Source organism: Methylomusa anaerophila, from assembly GCF_003966895.1.
In the GTDB taxonomy this organism is placed as follows: domain Bacteria; phylum Bacillota; class Negativicutes; order Sporomusales; family Sporomusaceae; genus Methylomusa; species Methylomusa anaerophila.
Window position 1 is genome coordinate 4,476,537 of the sequence record NZ_AP018449.1, and the last position, 14,468, is coordinate 4,491,004.

At 48.9% G+C, this 14,468-nt stretch carries 6 protein-coding genes; all 6 read right to left on the reverse strand.

Going from position 1 to position 14,468, the window contains the following annotated elements; all coding sequences use genetic code 11:
• Window positions 1–30 precede the first annotated feature (30 nt).
• The 6 genes from MAMMFC1_RS20385 to MAMMFC1_RS20410 all read right to left on the reverse strand — a co-directional run bounded on the left by MAMMFC1_RS20385 (window position 31) and on the right by MAMMFC1_RS20410 (window position 14,192).
• Entirely contained in the window at window positions 31–9,756 is a 9,726-nt protein-coding gene (locus MAMMFC1_RS20385) for an SDR family NAD(P)-dependent oxidoreductase (protein WP_126310240.1), read from the reverse strand.
• A 218-nt stretch (window positions 9,757–9,974) separates the two neighbouring features.
• The gene (locus MAMMFC1_RS20390; RefSeq protein WP_126310241.1) at window positions 9,975–10,859 is read right to left on the reverse strand and encodes a hypothetical protein; all 885 of its coding nucleotides are present in this window, start codon (window positions 10,857–10,859) and stop codon (window positions 9,975–9,977) included.
• Window positions 10,837–11,613 carry a HesA/MoeB/ThiF family protein gene (locus MAMMFC1_RS20395; protein ID WP_197723859.1) on the reverse strand — a complete coding sequence of 259 codons (777 nt, stop codon included), beginning with the start codon at window positions 11,611–11,613 and terminating at the stop codon, window positions 10,837–10,839. The genes MAMMFC1_RS20390 and MAMMFC1_RS20395 overlap by 23 nt, the downstream gene beginning before the upstream one ends.
• 172 nt (window positions 11,614–11,785) lie before the next feature.
• Window positions 11,786–12,061, reverse strand: a complete 276-nt coding sequence (locus tag MAMMFC1_RS20400; protein ID WP_126310242.1) for a MoaD/ThiS family protein — start codon at window positions 12,059–12,061, stop codon at window positions 11,786–11,788.
• 39 nt (window positions 12,062–12,100) lie between these two features.
• Entirely contained in the window at window positions 12,101–13,366 is a 1,266-nt protein-coding gene (locus MAMMFC1_RS20405) for a mandelate racemase/muconate lactonizing enzyme family protein (protein ID WP_126310243.1), read from the reverse strand.
• A gap of 25 nt (window positions 13,367–13,391) precedes the next feature.
• The gene (locus MAMMFC1_RS20410; RefSeq protein ID WP_126310830.1) at window positions 13,392–14,192 is read right to left on the reverse strand and encodes an SDR family oxidoreductase; all 801 of its coding nucleotides are present in this window, start codon (window positions 14,190–14,192) and stop codon (window positions 13,392–13,394) included.
• Window positions 14,193–14,468 lie beyond the last annotated feature (276 nt).

Consider the following 14,468-nt stretch of genomic DNA (forward strand, 5'->3'; position numbering starts at 1 on the left):
TATATTTATGAGATCTCCCGTTTTATAGTTTTATATTGCAAACACATTTTTCGCCTTTTGAACGGCAACATCAATACTTATAATGTCATTCATTATTTCATCAATTAGTTTGTCATAAAACGTGACGTCAAATTGAACATTACTTTGAGGAGATAAACAAGTATTCTCTTGTTGGGGGCGATCTTCAGACTTGGCGGGAAGAGTGGCGTCAAATAACCAATACCGTTCTTTGGCAAAAGGATAGGTAGGCATGCTGATGCGGCGCGGCTTGACGTCTCCGTACAGCCGGTTCCAGTCAACAATGAGGCCTTTGACCCAAAGGTCGATAAGCTTTGCATACTTTCCTTTGGTAATCCAGGCAGCGACTGTTTTGGCCATATCTTCATCCGCGGCGAAAACATCCAGGGTTTCTTTATTGCGCTTTACCTGTCCCCGGTACACTTCCCCGCCGCCATCCCGGCCATCGGCATAACTTTTCAGTTTTTCCGCAAGTTCCCTGACGGATCCCGCCAATACCGCCAGGCGCTCTTCCATGGCCTCCCGGCCTACCTGGAAGGTGTAAGCCACATCGGCTAAATCATTATCCGTGAATTGCCGCTCCTCAATCGCCGCCAGCAATTGCCGCACCTGCTCCCGCAGCCGTTCTTCATTCTTTGCCGACAGCACGATAATGGCCGGATTCCCCGCGTTGACCGCAATCGGCGGCCGGGCCGGGTCCCGGGCTATATATTCTTCGATAACGATGTGAGCGTTTGCCCCGCCCGCCCCAAAGGACGAGATGCCGGCAATCCGCGGATATTCTTTGCTTTCGCCGCCTTTTTCAACCACCGGCCGCTTCCATTCCGCCAGTTCCTGCTGGACCACGAAAGGAGTATTATTAAAATCAATGTTGGGATTTAAGGTCTGAGAATGGAATGAAGGCGCCAGTTGCTGATACTTTAACTGCAGCAGTATTTTCGTTACCCCGGCAATGCCGGCTGCGCTCTCGCAATGGCCGATGTTGGACTTGGCCGAGCCGATGGCGCAGAACTGCTTGTCCTGGGTGTATGCCTGGAAGGTTTTTGTCAGGCCGGTGATTTCAATGGGGTCCCCCAGGGAAGTGCCGGTGCCGTGGGCCTCAATATAACTGATGGTCCGGGGATCAATCCCGGCTTCTTGAAAGGCCCGGCCAATGACACTGGCCTGGGCATTGGGATTGGGAACGGTGTAGCCGTTGGTTTTTCCCCCATGATTGAGGGCGGTCCCTTTGATGATGCCATAGATGTGGTCGCCGTCGGCAACGGCTTTCGCCAGCGGTTTTAGGAGCACGGCTCCCACGCCTTCTCCCGGCACATAGCCGTCGCCGCCCTGGCCGAAGCTTTCGCAGCGGCCTTTGCTGGAGGCGAACTTGCCCTGGCTAAGCATCAAGTATTTGTTGGGATGAATGGAAACATTGACGCCGCCCGCAATCGCCGCTTCGCAGTTACCCCGCTGCAGGCTCTGACAGGCCAGATGGATGGCGGTCAGAGAAGAGGAGCACATGGTATCCACCGCCAGGCTGGGTCCATGGAAGTTGCAGAAATAGGATACCCGGTTGGCGATGGACGACGGGTTGCCGGACGCGGCGACCGGCCGGCCCTGGATTTGTTCCTGGGCGCCGTAGAGCTGGTACTCTTCGTACATCACCCCGACATATACCCCCACATTGCCCCCCAGGCCAAAGTCCTGACGCAGGCCCAGGGTTTCCCGGGTATAGCCCGCGTCCTCCAGGGTTTCATAGACACACTGCAGGAACAACCGCTCCTGGGGATCCATGATTTGGGCTTCCCGCGGTGAAATATTGAAAAACAGCGGATCGAACTGATCCACGCCGTTAATAAAGCCGCCCCACTTGCTGTAGGCTTTGCCGGGCTTATTTTTATCGGCGTCAAAGTACAGGCTGTGGTCCCAGCGCTCTTTAGGGATTTCGGTGATGCAGTCCTTGCCGTCCCGCAGGTTTTGCCAGAATTGCCGGATATTATCCGCCTGGGGATAGCGGCCGGCGACCCCAATGACGGCAATGTCCAAGGCCGCTGTTTCTTCCCGCTTCTCCGGCCGCAGCGAGGCAAAGCGCAGACGCCGGCGGCTGCCGGCGGTCAGTTCCTCGGCCTCGGCCTCGGTCACAGCCGCTAAATTCCGGTAACTGCCGGCGGGCGCCGCCGCTATATCCTCAATTCCCACTAATTCTGTCAGTTGGCCGCGATAGTTTTCCAGGAAATAGCCGGTTAAATCTTTAATGTTTTGGTATTCAAAAAATAATGTTTTCGGCAATAAACCGAATATCTTTTCCAATTGATTGGTCAATTGCATGACCATCATGGAATCAATTCCGTATTTCTCCAGCGGCGCAGCCGCTTCAATGCGGTGCGCCGGCAGCTTAATGGCGGTGGCAAGCAGTCTTTTGAAGTAATTTACGGCTTTTTCCTGGAATGAATTTTGGTCAATGGCTGGTACGGCTTTGTTTTCTTCTCTGGTATGAGGGGCATTGGGCGCGTTTATGGCTGCCGTTCCCGTCTGTTCCCCGAGGAATGCCGCCCGCAGCCGCTTAAGTTCCCCTTCCATCACCAGGACCTGATCCTGGCCGGAGGCCAGGCCCTGATACAGGGCCCGGATGCCGGTTGCTGTCCCCATGGCGACCATACCGGTGGTTTGCCGCAGCATCTTTTCGGTTTCCGCATCCACACGCATCCCGCCCTCCTGCCACAACGGCCAGTTGACCGACAGGGTTTGACCGCGGCGTTGCTGTGAGGCCACCAGCGTATTGCGATATCTGGCATAGGCGTCCATAAAGGCGTTGGCGGCTGCATAGTCGGCCTGGCCCGCATTGCCGAAAACTCCCGTTCCGGATGAAAAGAGGATGAAAAAGTCCAGCGGCTGATGCTGGCTGGCCTGATCCAGATGCACCAGGCCGGTGACCTTGGGCGCCAGCACTTCCAAGACTTCAGCTTTCGTCTTTTTAATAATGAAGTTGTCCTTAATCACACCGGCGCTGTGAATGATGCCATTGAGGCCGCCAAAGTCGGTCTGGATGCTTTGGATTAAGTCGGCGACTGCTTTCTCCCGGGTCACATCGACTTGCCGGTAGACAATCCGGGCGCCCTGGGCTTCCGCCTGCTTAAGCTTGGCTTGCCTGTCGGCAGTGAGCGGGGAGCGGCCGGTGAGGATCAGGGTGGTATCCTTGACTTTTTGTGCAATTTCCCGGGCAAAAAGGAGTCCCAGGCCGCCGGCGCCGCCGGTAATTAAATAGACTCCCTGATCTTTCCAGGGAATTCTTCCTGCTGCCGGTGAGGCTTCCATTTCGCTCAAGGCGGCAACATAGCGCTTGCCGTCCTGGTAGCGAACCTGACTATTTATGATGCTTCGGCTGTCCGCCTGCAATTTCTCTATGATTCCTGCCGGATCTTCATCCGGTTCCACTTCAATCAACTGCCCGATAATTTGGGGATTTTCCCACCGGGCTGTTTTCAGAAATCCGGCCAGGCCGGTGAACAATTGCTGTTCCTCCCGGTTGGGAACAACGATCTGGAGCAGCACCTTGCCCGCAGGTTTGCTTTTAAGAATGCTTTGGATTTCTTCAAATACCTGGGCGGCATAGTCGGGAAATTTCTCAATGCCGTCCTGTTCGGACGCCAGCGTGAGGCAACGCACCCCGCTCATCCGGGATTCGATGGTTTCCCGGGAAATGTTATTGGGCTCGCAGAGCATCACCACCTGCTGAACATAGGCAGGGGCTGCAGCTTCTTGGGCAACGGCTTGTTCTTTCCAGCCGGGATAGAGCATCAGCGTGCCGGGAGTCGCCGCCTTCCCTGCCGGACCTACCTCGCCTTCCAGCCCTCGGGACGAGAATCCCTTGATCCGCACACAAACATTTCCTTGAGCGTCATAGAGGTCAATATCCAGTTTCTGCACTTTATCCCCGGCTTTACCGCCGTCACTGCGGCGGATCAGCGCCCACATGGCGGCAGTACAGCCGGCGTGGATTTCAAGCGCCGTAAGCGCAAATGGCAGGAACGGCTTGAGGGCGGCTTTACCTTTTGGATCACCGGCGCCCAGCAGGAAACCGATTGACGTCTGCAAGGCGGAATCCAGCAAACCGGGGTGCAGGACAAAGTGTTCCAGGGTATCGGCAACAGCGGCCGGCAAAGACAATTTCGCCAACACCTGGTCCGCTCCCGCATACAGCATCTCAATCCCCTGGTGTCCCGGGCCATATTGCAGGCCCATGGCTTGAAACGCCTGGTAACATTGACTGGCGGAAAAAGTGCTTTGGCTGCATTGAGCCTGTAAGGCCGGCAGATCCGCCGGGGGAATTTTTTCAACCGGACTCAGCACGGCGCTGCCCTGGCTGTGCACTACCGGTCCGGCGCCGGCCGCTTCCGTATATATTTCAAAAGCAATCTTACCGTTATCTTCCGGGAAGAGCCCAATGTGTACCTGAACTGGCTGTTCGCCCACGGCAAGGGGCCGGACCCATACTACATTTTCCAGTCGGATCCCGCTCTGACCGGCTTGGAAACTTCCTGTCGCCTGCGCCACTGCCGCCCGGGCCATTTCCAGATAGGCTACCCCGGGTAAAACCGGCTGCCCCTTTACTACATGATCGGCCAGGAAAAACTCCTGCCCGGTAAAGGTGGAGCTGAACCGCTGCTCCGAAAGATCGGAGGTGTTTTGATGCAGCAGCGGGTGAAGGGCTGCTGCCGTGACTGCGGCTGCGGCCGAACTGTTGCCGGGTTGAGCGCCGCTGGGGGATACCCAGTAGTGTTCCCTGGCGAAGGGATAGGTGGGCAAGCTGATGCGCCGGGGTTTGCTGTCGCCATAAAGCTTGCTCCAGTCAAAAATCAAACCTTTAACCCAGAGAGCCAGAAGTTTCTCATATTTTCCTTTGCCTATCCAGCCATCAATTGCCGTTTGTAAATCTTCCTCCCCGGCAAAAACGGCCAGGGTTTCTTTATTATGTTTGGCCTGCCCGCGGTACAGACCTGCCACACCTTCCCGGCCGGCCACAAAAGCCTGCAATTTGTCCGCCAGTTCCCGGACGGATCCTACAATTACCCCCAGGCGTTCTTCCATGGCGTCCCGCCCCACCTGCAGCGTGTATGCTATGTCGGCTAAGCTTATCCCGGCAAATTCTTCTTCCTCGATTGCAGCCAGTAATTGCTGCGCCTGCTCGACAAGCCGCTCTTCATTCTTCGCCGACAGCACGATAATGGCCGGTTTCCCGGCAGGGACCGGGATGGGCGGCCAGTTTTGCCCCTTCGGCGTATATTCCTCGATCACCACATGGGCGTTGACGCCGCCAAAACCAAAGGAGCTTACGCCGGCCCGCCGGGGAATGTCCCGGCCTGCCGCATTTTGCAAAGGTTTCCATTCCTTCGTTTCCCCCACGATGTAAAACGGACTGTCCTGCAGCCGGATGTACGGATTCACCGTGTCGCAATGCAGGCTTTTGACCAGGGTTTTATGCTTAAGCTGCAATAAGACTTTGATTACACCGGCAATCCCGGCCGCCAGTTCCAGGTGCCCAATATTGGTCTTTACCGATCCCAAGCCGCAATGGGCCTCGGCAACCAGGCTGCCGCCGGCAGCCTGGTACAGTTCTGTAAAAGCGGTCTTCAATCCGTTGATTTCAATGGGGTCGCCCAGTTCCGTGCCTGTCCCGTGGGCCTCAATGTAACTAACGGTCCGCGGATCGATGCCGGCTTTGGTATACACATCTTTCAGCAGTTCCGCCTGGGCTTTCGGGTTAGGCGCCGTCAAAGAGTTGGCGCGGCCCCCGTGGTTCTCGGCCGTAGCGCGAATCACGCCGTAGATATGGTCCCCGGCCGCTTCCGCATCCTTTAGCCGCCTGAGGAAAATCATTCCTACTCCTTCGCCGCGTCCATAGCCGTTGGCTTGATCCGAGAAGGTTTTGCACCGTCCATCTTCGCTAAGCATGCCGGCTTTGTTAAAGCTGATGTGAAAATCCGGCGTCAGAATGGTATTGACGCCGCCGGCGATCGCCATCTCGCAGCTGCCGTTTTCCAGGGCGCTCACCGCCCGGTGAATGGCTACCAGGGAACTGGAACAGGCGGTTTCAATGGGTTCGCTGGGTCCGTGAATATTGAGGAAATAGCTCATCCGGTTCGGTCCCACCGAAGGCACCGTGCCGGTGGATGTGTAACCTTCAATCCCGTCGGCCTGGGAAACCAAGACCCGATAGTCGCTGCTCATTGTTCCCGTAAAAATACCGGTCTTCGTTCCCGCCAGGCTTCGCGCCGCATAACCGGCATCTTCCATCGCCTTCCAAACATAGGTCATCAACAGCCGCTGCTGCGGGTCCATGAGCTGGGCTTCCCGGGGGGAAATGCCGAAGAATAACGGATCGAACTCCGCGACGCCGTCAATAAAACCGCCCCATTTGACGTTGGTTTTATTTGCCTCGGTTGCCGGATCGCCGTAATACTCCCGCCAATCCCAGCGGTCTGGGGGAATTTCCATGATGCAATCCCGGCCGGCAACGAGATTTTCCCAGAATTCGTCCAGGTCTCCGGCCAGCGGGAATTTTCCACTCATGCCGATAATCGCTATGGGTTCGGAAACGGTTGCAGCCGGTTGTGCTGCGGCTAACGCCACCCTGCCGGCCAAACGGGAACGCTGTTTCTTACCGGCCGGCTTTTCTATTTCCTTTGCTTCCTCTTCTCCGGCCGGTACCGTGAATTGGACGGCTAGTACAGTCTGATATTCTTCTGTCAGATATTTGGCAAAACTATTGAGATTCGAATGTTCAAAAAATATGGTGGGTGCCAGCTCAAGTTTATATTCTTCGTTAATTCGATTGGAAAATTCAGTAAAGGTGATCGAATCAAATCCATACTCCTTCAGTTCGGTGTCGACATCAATACTTTCGGGCTTAACTTTGAGTAATTTGGCTACAGTTTGCATCAGGGCAGCTTCTATTTTGTTCAATAAGCTGCCGGTATTGATCTTGGTTGGCGAACCGGCTATTTCAGAATCCCGGGGAGATTGTAAAGCAGCAGGTGGCGTCGTCTGGGAGAGCAACTCCTGCTTCATCCGGGCAAGGTTGCCTTCCATCACCATCACCTGGTCCTTGCCGGCGGCCAGGCCTTGGTACAAAGCCTGGATGCCGGTTGCGGTCCCCATGACGGCCATACCCATGCTTTGCAGCAGCATCTTTTCCGTCCCGGCGTCAACTTGCATCCCGCCCTCTTGCCATAACGGCCAGTTAATGGACAGCGTTTGGCCGCAACGCTGGTTTGCCGCCGCCAGTGAATTTCGATAGCCGGCATAAGCGTCCATAAAAGCGTTGGCGGCGGCGTAATCGGCTTGGCCCATATTGCCGACGGCTCCCGCCACCGAGGAAAAGCAGATGAAGAAATCCAGCGGCAAATCCCGGCTGGCCTGATCCAAATTGACCAGTCCGCTGACCTTGGGCGCCAGCACTGCCTGCATTTCTTCCCTGCTTTTCTTCAGAATGAAGTTGTCGCGGATTACTCCTGCACTGTGGATAATGCCGTTGAGACTGCCGAATTCCTTCCCGATGCTCCGGATTAAGCCGGCAACTTCCTGCTCCCGGGTCACATCCGCTTGCCGGTAGACAATCCGTGCGCCCGCTGCCGCCAATGGTTTCAGTTGCGCCTCTTTATCCTCATTCAGCGCCGATCTTCCTGTAAGGATCAAGGTTGCATCCTTAACCTGCCCCGCAATTTCTTCGGCAAAAATGAGTCCCAGACCGCCGGCGCCGCCGCTGATTAAATAGATACCCCCATCTTTCCAGGGGATCTTCACCCGTTCCGCAGCCGTTTCCACTTCCCGCCAGCCGGCAACCCAGCGTTTGCCGTCCTGATAGCGAATCCGGTTATCAAGCGGGCTGCGGCTATTCTCTTGCAGTTTCGCGATGATTCCCGCGGCATCGTCATCAGCTTCTATTTCAATTAGCTGTCCGATGAGTTTGGGATTTTCCAGCCGCGCGGTTTGCAACAGCCCGGCAAGGCCGGAAAAAAGTTGGGGAACAACAATCTGAATCAGCACCTTCCCCAAGGGTTTTTCCCGGAGAAGGCGCCGGATTTCTTCCAATGCCTGAATAGCATAGGTTTGAAACCGTTCCGCCATGCCTTTTGACGGCGATTCCAGGGTAAGGCAGCGCACCCCGGTCATTGCGGTTTCAATGCTTTCCCGGAAAACAGAAGCCCCTTCGCCGAGCAGCACTAAATGCTGATCATAACCGGGAAGTATGGCTGCCGGGGCGGCAGATTGCTCTTGCCAGCAAGGATGGAGCAGCAGGGTGCCGGTATTTGTCCCGGTCTCTGCCGCGTCGGCTTCGTCTGCCAGTCCACGCAAGGATAATCCTTTCAGCCGTACGCAAATATTCCCTTGCCCGTCGCATAAATCGATATCAAGCTTTGGTGCCTTGTCCCCGGCTTGGTTGCCGCCGCTGTACCGAACCAAGGCCCACATTGCGGCGGTGCATTTGCCGAAGATTTCAAGCTTTTGCAAGGCAAAAGGCAGGGCCGGCTTGACCTCACCGGGATTCAGCATCAAAGACGCCTGCAAGGCCGCATCCAGCAAGCTGGGATGCAGGACGAATCGGTCCTTGGTATCGGCTAGGGCCGCAGGCAAAGACAGCCTGGCCAATACTTGGCCCTGCCCCGCATATACTTTTTCAATCCCCTGCAGTCCCGGACCATAGGCGAACCCCACCCTTTTAAAGGCCTCATAGCATTGGCTGGAACTGAAACTGTTTTGACCGCACTCTGCCAGTAAAGCTTTAAGATCCAAGGCGGGAGCTTCCGCCGGCGGAATCAGCGCCGCACTGCCCCGGCTGTACACTACCGGCTCGGCATCAGCCGTTTCGGGCCGGCTATAGACTTCATAGGCAATATCGCCGTCGTCTTCGGGGCAAAGTCCGATGTGGACCGTAAGCGGTTGTTCCCTTATGGCAACCGGTCTGACCCAAACTGTGTTTTTGAGCTGCAGCCCGGCCTGCTCTTCTCTTAATTCGCCGGCTGCCTGTTCCACTGCTGCCCGGACCATTTCCAGATAAGCCACTCCCGGTAATATCCTCTGCCCGTTTATGACATGATCGGCCAGGAAAAACTCCCGCCCGGTAAAGGTGGAACTGAACCGCTGTTCCCAGAAGTCCGAAGTATTCTGCTGCAATAAAGGATGGATGAAAGCAGTTCTTGTTGCGGTTGCAGTTGCACTGCCCATAGAATTACTCTCAACCTTGGGCACCCAATAGCGTTCCCTGGCAAAGGGATAAGTAGGCAAACTGATACGGCGGGGCTTGCTATCACCATAAAGACTGGTCCAATCAAGGATCAGACCCTTGACCCAAAGGTCTAACAATTTCCCATACTTTCTTTTGTTTATCCAGGCCCTGATAGCCTGGTTCATATCTTCATCAGCCGCAAATACCGCCAGCGTCTCGTTACTCCGCTTAACCTGACCCCGATGGAAATCTTCTACTCTTTCCCAGCCTTCCAGAAAACCTTGCAGTTTTTCGGCGAGCTCCCCGACTGAGCTTACAATCATTCCCAGACGTTCTTCCATAGCTTCCCGCCCCACTTGGAGGGTGTAGGCCATATCAGCTAACCTGGCATCGGCGAATTGCCACTCCTCGATCGCGACCAACAGTTGCTGCGCCTGCTCTTTTAGACGCTCCTCATTTTTGGCCGATAGTACAATAATTGCCGGGTGTTGAGGAGTGCTAGCAATTTGAGAGTGCTTTGAATTTTGCATAATTTTAATTCCCCCTCCTTTTAAGAATTGCTAATACCGTTTTCAATCATAAGCGACGAATAAACCCCACCTTGTAAACAAGGCAGGGTATCAATTATGATTTATTGGATACTTTGATACTGATTGTTCGAGATTTAAATAGAACCATATCAAAAGGAAGTATGCAGCATAAGCGTAGTACATGGAAAAGTTGTGAATTATTGAACACAAAACCGCTATCAACAGGAATATTCCTCTAAAATAATCTGTTTTAGAATTTTGGGCCGTTTTAGATACAACTCATGCTTCAAATAATGTTTGCCATTCACGCTCATATAACTTGAGTTTATTTCGATTTCATCTTCCAGGAAAAATGCCTTCTTTATTGATAGCCATAATTTCCAATTTTTATAATTTTTCTTTGTACTTAATTCGTCCGGGATAATTACTTTACCCTGCAAACCTAATTCCTTAATAAGTTCTCTCCTTGCAATTCCAATTAATGGAGTTAAATAGTTCATAAAAGCTGCCATATAACCATATTCGCAATAATCTTCGACCATGGTATGTTTGGTTGTAACATTTCCAATCCATTCACCTTCCGATTCAAGAAGATTGATAATAGATTGTGTATTTTCCACAATACTTTCTTCCGCTTCCGGTAAAATATCCGCCAACTCCTTTATTATTTGGGGAGTATCTGTGAATTCACCCAATACCCAATCATTCGGGTCATTATGCACGCATTCAGCACCCAAACAGGAACATGTTGCAATTACATCAAATGGATAAACAGATTTATAAATATCTATCTTTATCTGCAGCATACTTCTGTTATTAATAGTCCACGCCCGTGTCTCAAAAATTAACCTTCGCTCATCTAAAAAATTTAAATCTTTATTCAAGATAGTAAAATTTATTAATGGAATTTCATAAGTTACCTTTTTATCCTGTATTCTATTAAAAATATTCCAATAATAATGCCCCAGATGCCTTTGGTGCACATCACAACAATGCCGTACAATCGCACGAGGTAATAATGAATTGTCACAGAAATCCCAGGGAGTTAACTCAATAATTTCCGAATATGGCTTTACCCTATTAACTAATAGCGTTTCTTTCATATAAATAATTTCCCTTTCTTTTCGTACTGCACGCAATGCAATTGTCATTAATTGAAATTTTAAACTTTTTAAAACTCATTTGGGCGCCATCCCAAACTAATAATTTATTTGTAATATTCTCACCAATTTTAGTTAAATATTTTATAGTTTCCATGGCTTGTAAAGAGCCAATTACCGATGCTGTAGCACCTAGTATTGGAAAAGTTTCTTTCGCGGGAGCTTCTTCGAAAATACATTGCAAACAAGGCGTTTCCGGATAATGTATAAATGTCAATCTTCCATCATAGCCCCATACACTTCCATAAACAACAGGTATCCTTTTATTAAGAGCATATTCATTGACTATATACCGAGTATCAAAGTTGTCCAAGCAGTCCACTATTATGTCTACATTTTCTGCAATATCTTTAATATTGTCTGAAGTCAATTTTTCTGGTATAGCTGTAATTTTAACATTCTCATTATACGCTTCTAATGTCTGTTTTGCCGAAAGGGCTTTTTTCATACCAATTCGCTGTTTATTGTGCAGTAATTGCCTGTTTAAATTAGACATCTCTATAACGTCAAAATCACAGATTCGAATTTCCCCGACTCCGGCAACTGTCAAATTAATGGACACCGGAGAACCTAAACCACCGGCTCCTATAACAAGAACAGTCTTTGATTTCAGCAAAAGTTGTTTTTCTTTTCCCCAGCCGCTTAACATCATCTGCCGTTTGTACATTTCCAATTCATCATTTATTAAATTAAACATATTAGCCTCCTACCCCGACGTGCCCAATGAATGTCCCGTTGGACACACAAAAGTATATAACATACTTTCCTTATAGGGTTAATCTTTTTTAGCGCCTGCCATTGTTTTTCTCCGAAATACAGGCAATGTTCATCATACTGTCATACTATTGTATAAAAATTTTCTGTAATCATTAACCACCGGCAATAGTAGGGATAAAAGAAACCTCATCGCCATCCTTCAAAGGAGTGTCCTCGCCCGCTAAAGAACGAATATCATCATCATTTACATAAATATTAATAACTTTTTTTATTCCACCTGTGGAATCATAAATAATATCTTTGAACGATTGAAAACGGTGACAAATCCTTTCGTTAATCTCTTTAACTGTTTTACCCTCTAAAATCAGCTTATTATTATTCTCAGTAGCTTTTAAAAGCGGTGTGGAAAAATGAACAGTAATCGCCATTTCTATCTCTCCTCGTATAATTTTTTATCAACAGGCTTTTTACGCCTGATTTGAATTAAAAGTATTTGTTTTTCTTTCTTTCAGTGCCTTATCCATTAACAACGACACTTTCAGGCCGAAACTTCTTAATGAATGAACAGTAAGCCGGGGTTGATTCATTATGCCAATCCGGGTACCATATTTTCTAAGTGTTTTTTTATTTATTTTAAAACCAAGTCCCGGCGCTGTTGGTGTCTCTATAGTACTTTTCTTATGATAAAAAGGTTCTTCCAAAATCTGGTCGCGAGCTTCAACTGTCCAGCCTGGGGGAGCATAAGGATATTCAATTTCTTCCGTATCCGCATATCCGCTTGCAGCCATTATTTGAAGATTAATTGCAAAACTAATTCCATTTAACCAGGTATGGCCGCTGAATCTTAAATTATGTTTTTTCAGCAGTTGTATAACATTCCAAACCTGGGCAACTCCACCGCAAAAAACGGCGTCAGGTGTAAAAATGGAATAACATTTTCGTTCAATCATCATTTTAAGTTCGGGATACCCATAAGAATGTAATTCACCTCCGGCAACAGGAATTTTACTATATTTCGTTAGTTCACAAAGAGAATCATAATCATCCATTGCAAGAGGTTCTTCCAACGATTTAACCCCGGCTGCTGCACAAACATCTGAAAAACGTTTAGCTCTTTCTAAGTCCCATAACGGAGCGTTCGAAATCATTGCTACACGCCATCCCTGATTTGCATCAACATGTAGGTCAATCTTTCCGTCCATAGCTTTTGCTGTTCCTTGAACCTGTTCATTATCCATTTTTTCATCCATATGATGAATTTTTAATTTGATTGATGTAAATCCTTCGTTATACCGCTGCTCTACTTCCTTTATCCGTTGGGTTGAGTTTTTCAGTTCCCCAGTTGATGCATACAATTTTACAGTGCGCGGTTTGCCGCCTAATAATTCACATAAGGATTTTCCTTCTACCTTGCCTTTAATATCCCAAAAGGCAGGTTCAATCCAAAAATTACGCCAGCCTATATAAGATACTTCCCTGATTCTCTGTTGTATTGTCTCAATATCTGTTGCATCTTCACCAATCAAATATGGTCCAATTAAATTGGCAAGAGTTGCATGTTCCTTACCGATTACCGGTCCGGTACTCCACCCTTCAATCCCATCTTCAGTTAAAACTCTGATCAACGCAAACCGATTTTCATTTTGCGGAAAACCCGGTATCCAGGCAGGATAAAATATTGTTGGTAATGGAATCGATACATAATAAATTTCAATTTGCTTAATTTTACTCATAATAATTAATACCCGTCCCTATCATTTATTTTTCCATTGCACTTCTTATCAGCGAAGTATATACTTTTAGCGGCAACATTTTACGGATATAAACCATTTCTTTTGAATTCCCGGTAGGATAGCGTAATTTTGTATTATTATCCGTAGCTGCCTTATAAATAGTTTTGGCAACTCCATCCGGGCTAGAGCCTTTTTCTCCGTTTTTAAAAATATTTTTTACAACTTTTTGAGAATATAATTCATATTCTGTCAGTTTATCATCCTGCAACATAGTCATGGAGCTGCCTAAAAAATTGGTTTTAATGACACCAGGTTCAATAATTTTTACGCGAATATTAAACGGCCGCAATTCGAATTGCAATGATTCAGAAAAACCTTCAACTCCCCATTTAGTCGCATGATACAAAGTTTGCAACGGGATAGAAATGATTCCGGCAATAGAAGATAAATTGATAATAGTTCCGGATTTTTGTTTCCTGAAATGAGGGATCATTTCTTTGGTAACTTCAATTAGTCCAAATAAATTAGTATCAATTTGCCGTTTTATCTGTTCATGTGTTGCAGCTTCAAATGGCCCAAGGATATAATATCCGGCATTATTAACAAGAACATCAATGTTGCCAAAAGCTTTTATGCTCTCATTTACTGCAGTTTTAATACTATTTTGATCTGTTACATCACACTGTAATACTTTTACATTTTTTAATTTTATCAATTCTTCTTCTGCCTGGGGATTGCGCATGGTAGCAACAACATTCCATCCCTTTGCCTGAAACAATTTAGCCGTTTCCTTACCAATACCTGAAGAGGAACCTGTAATAAACATTGTCTTCAACTCAAAACCTCCCTTTAAAATTCTGTTTTTTCTTTCAAAATAGTACTCCTACATCCTAGTTTTTTTACTCGCCAGGAAACAATAAGCAATGGTTTTCACCTATATTCCCTTAGAATTTTTTATTGTCGAATTTTATAACTATCGAAATATAAGGATAAAAATTTTCCCATTATCCTTTACTCAGTTGATCGGCAAAAACTCATTCACTTCCGCCAAGGTGTCCCCCTTTACTTTGGCTGTCAGATATTTTCCTTTGCTTTCAGTGGT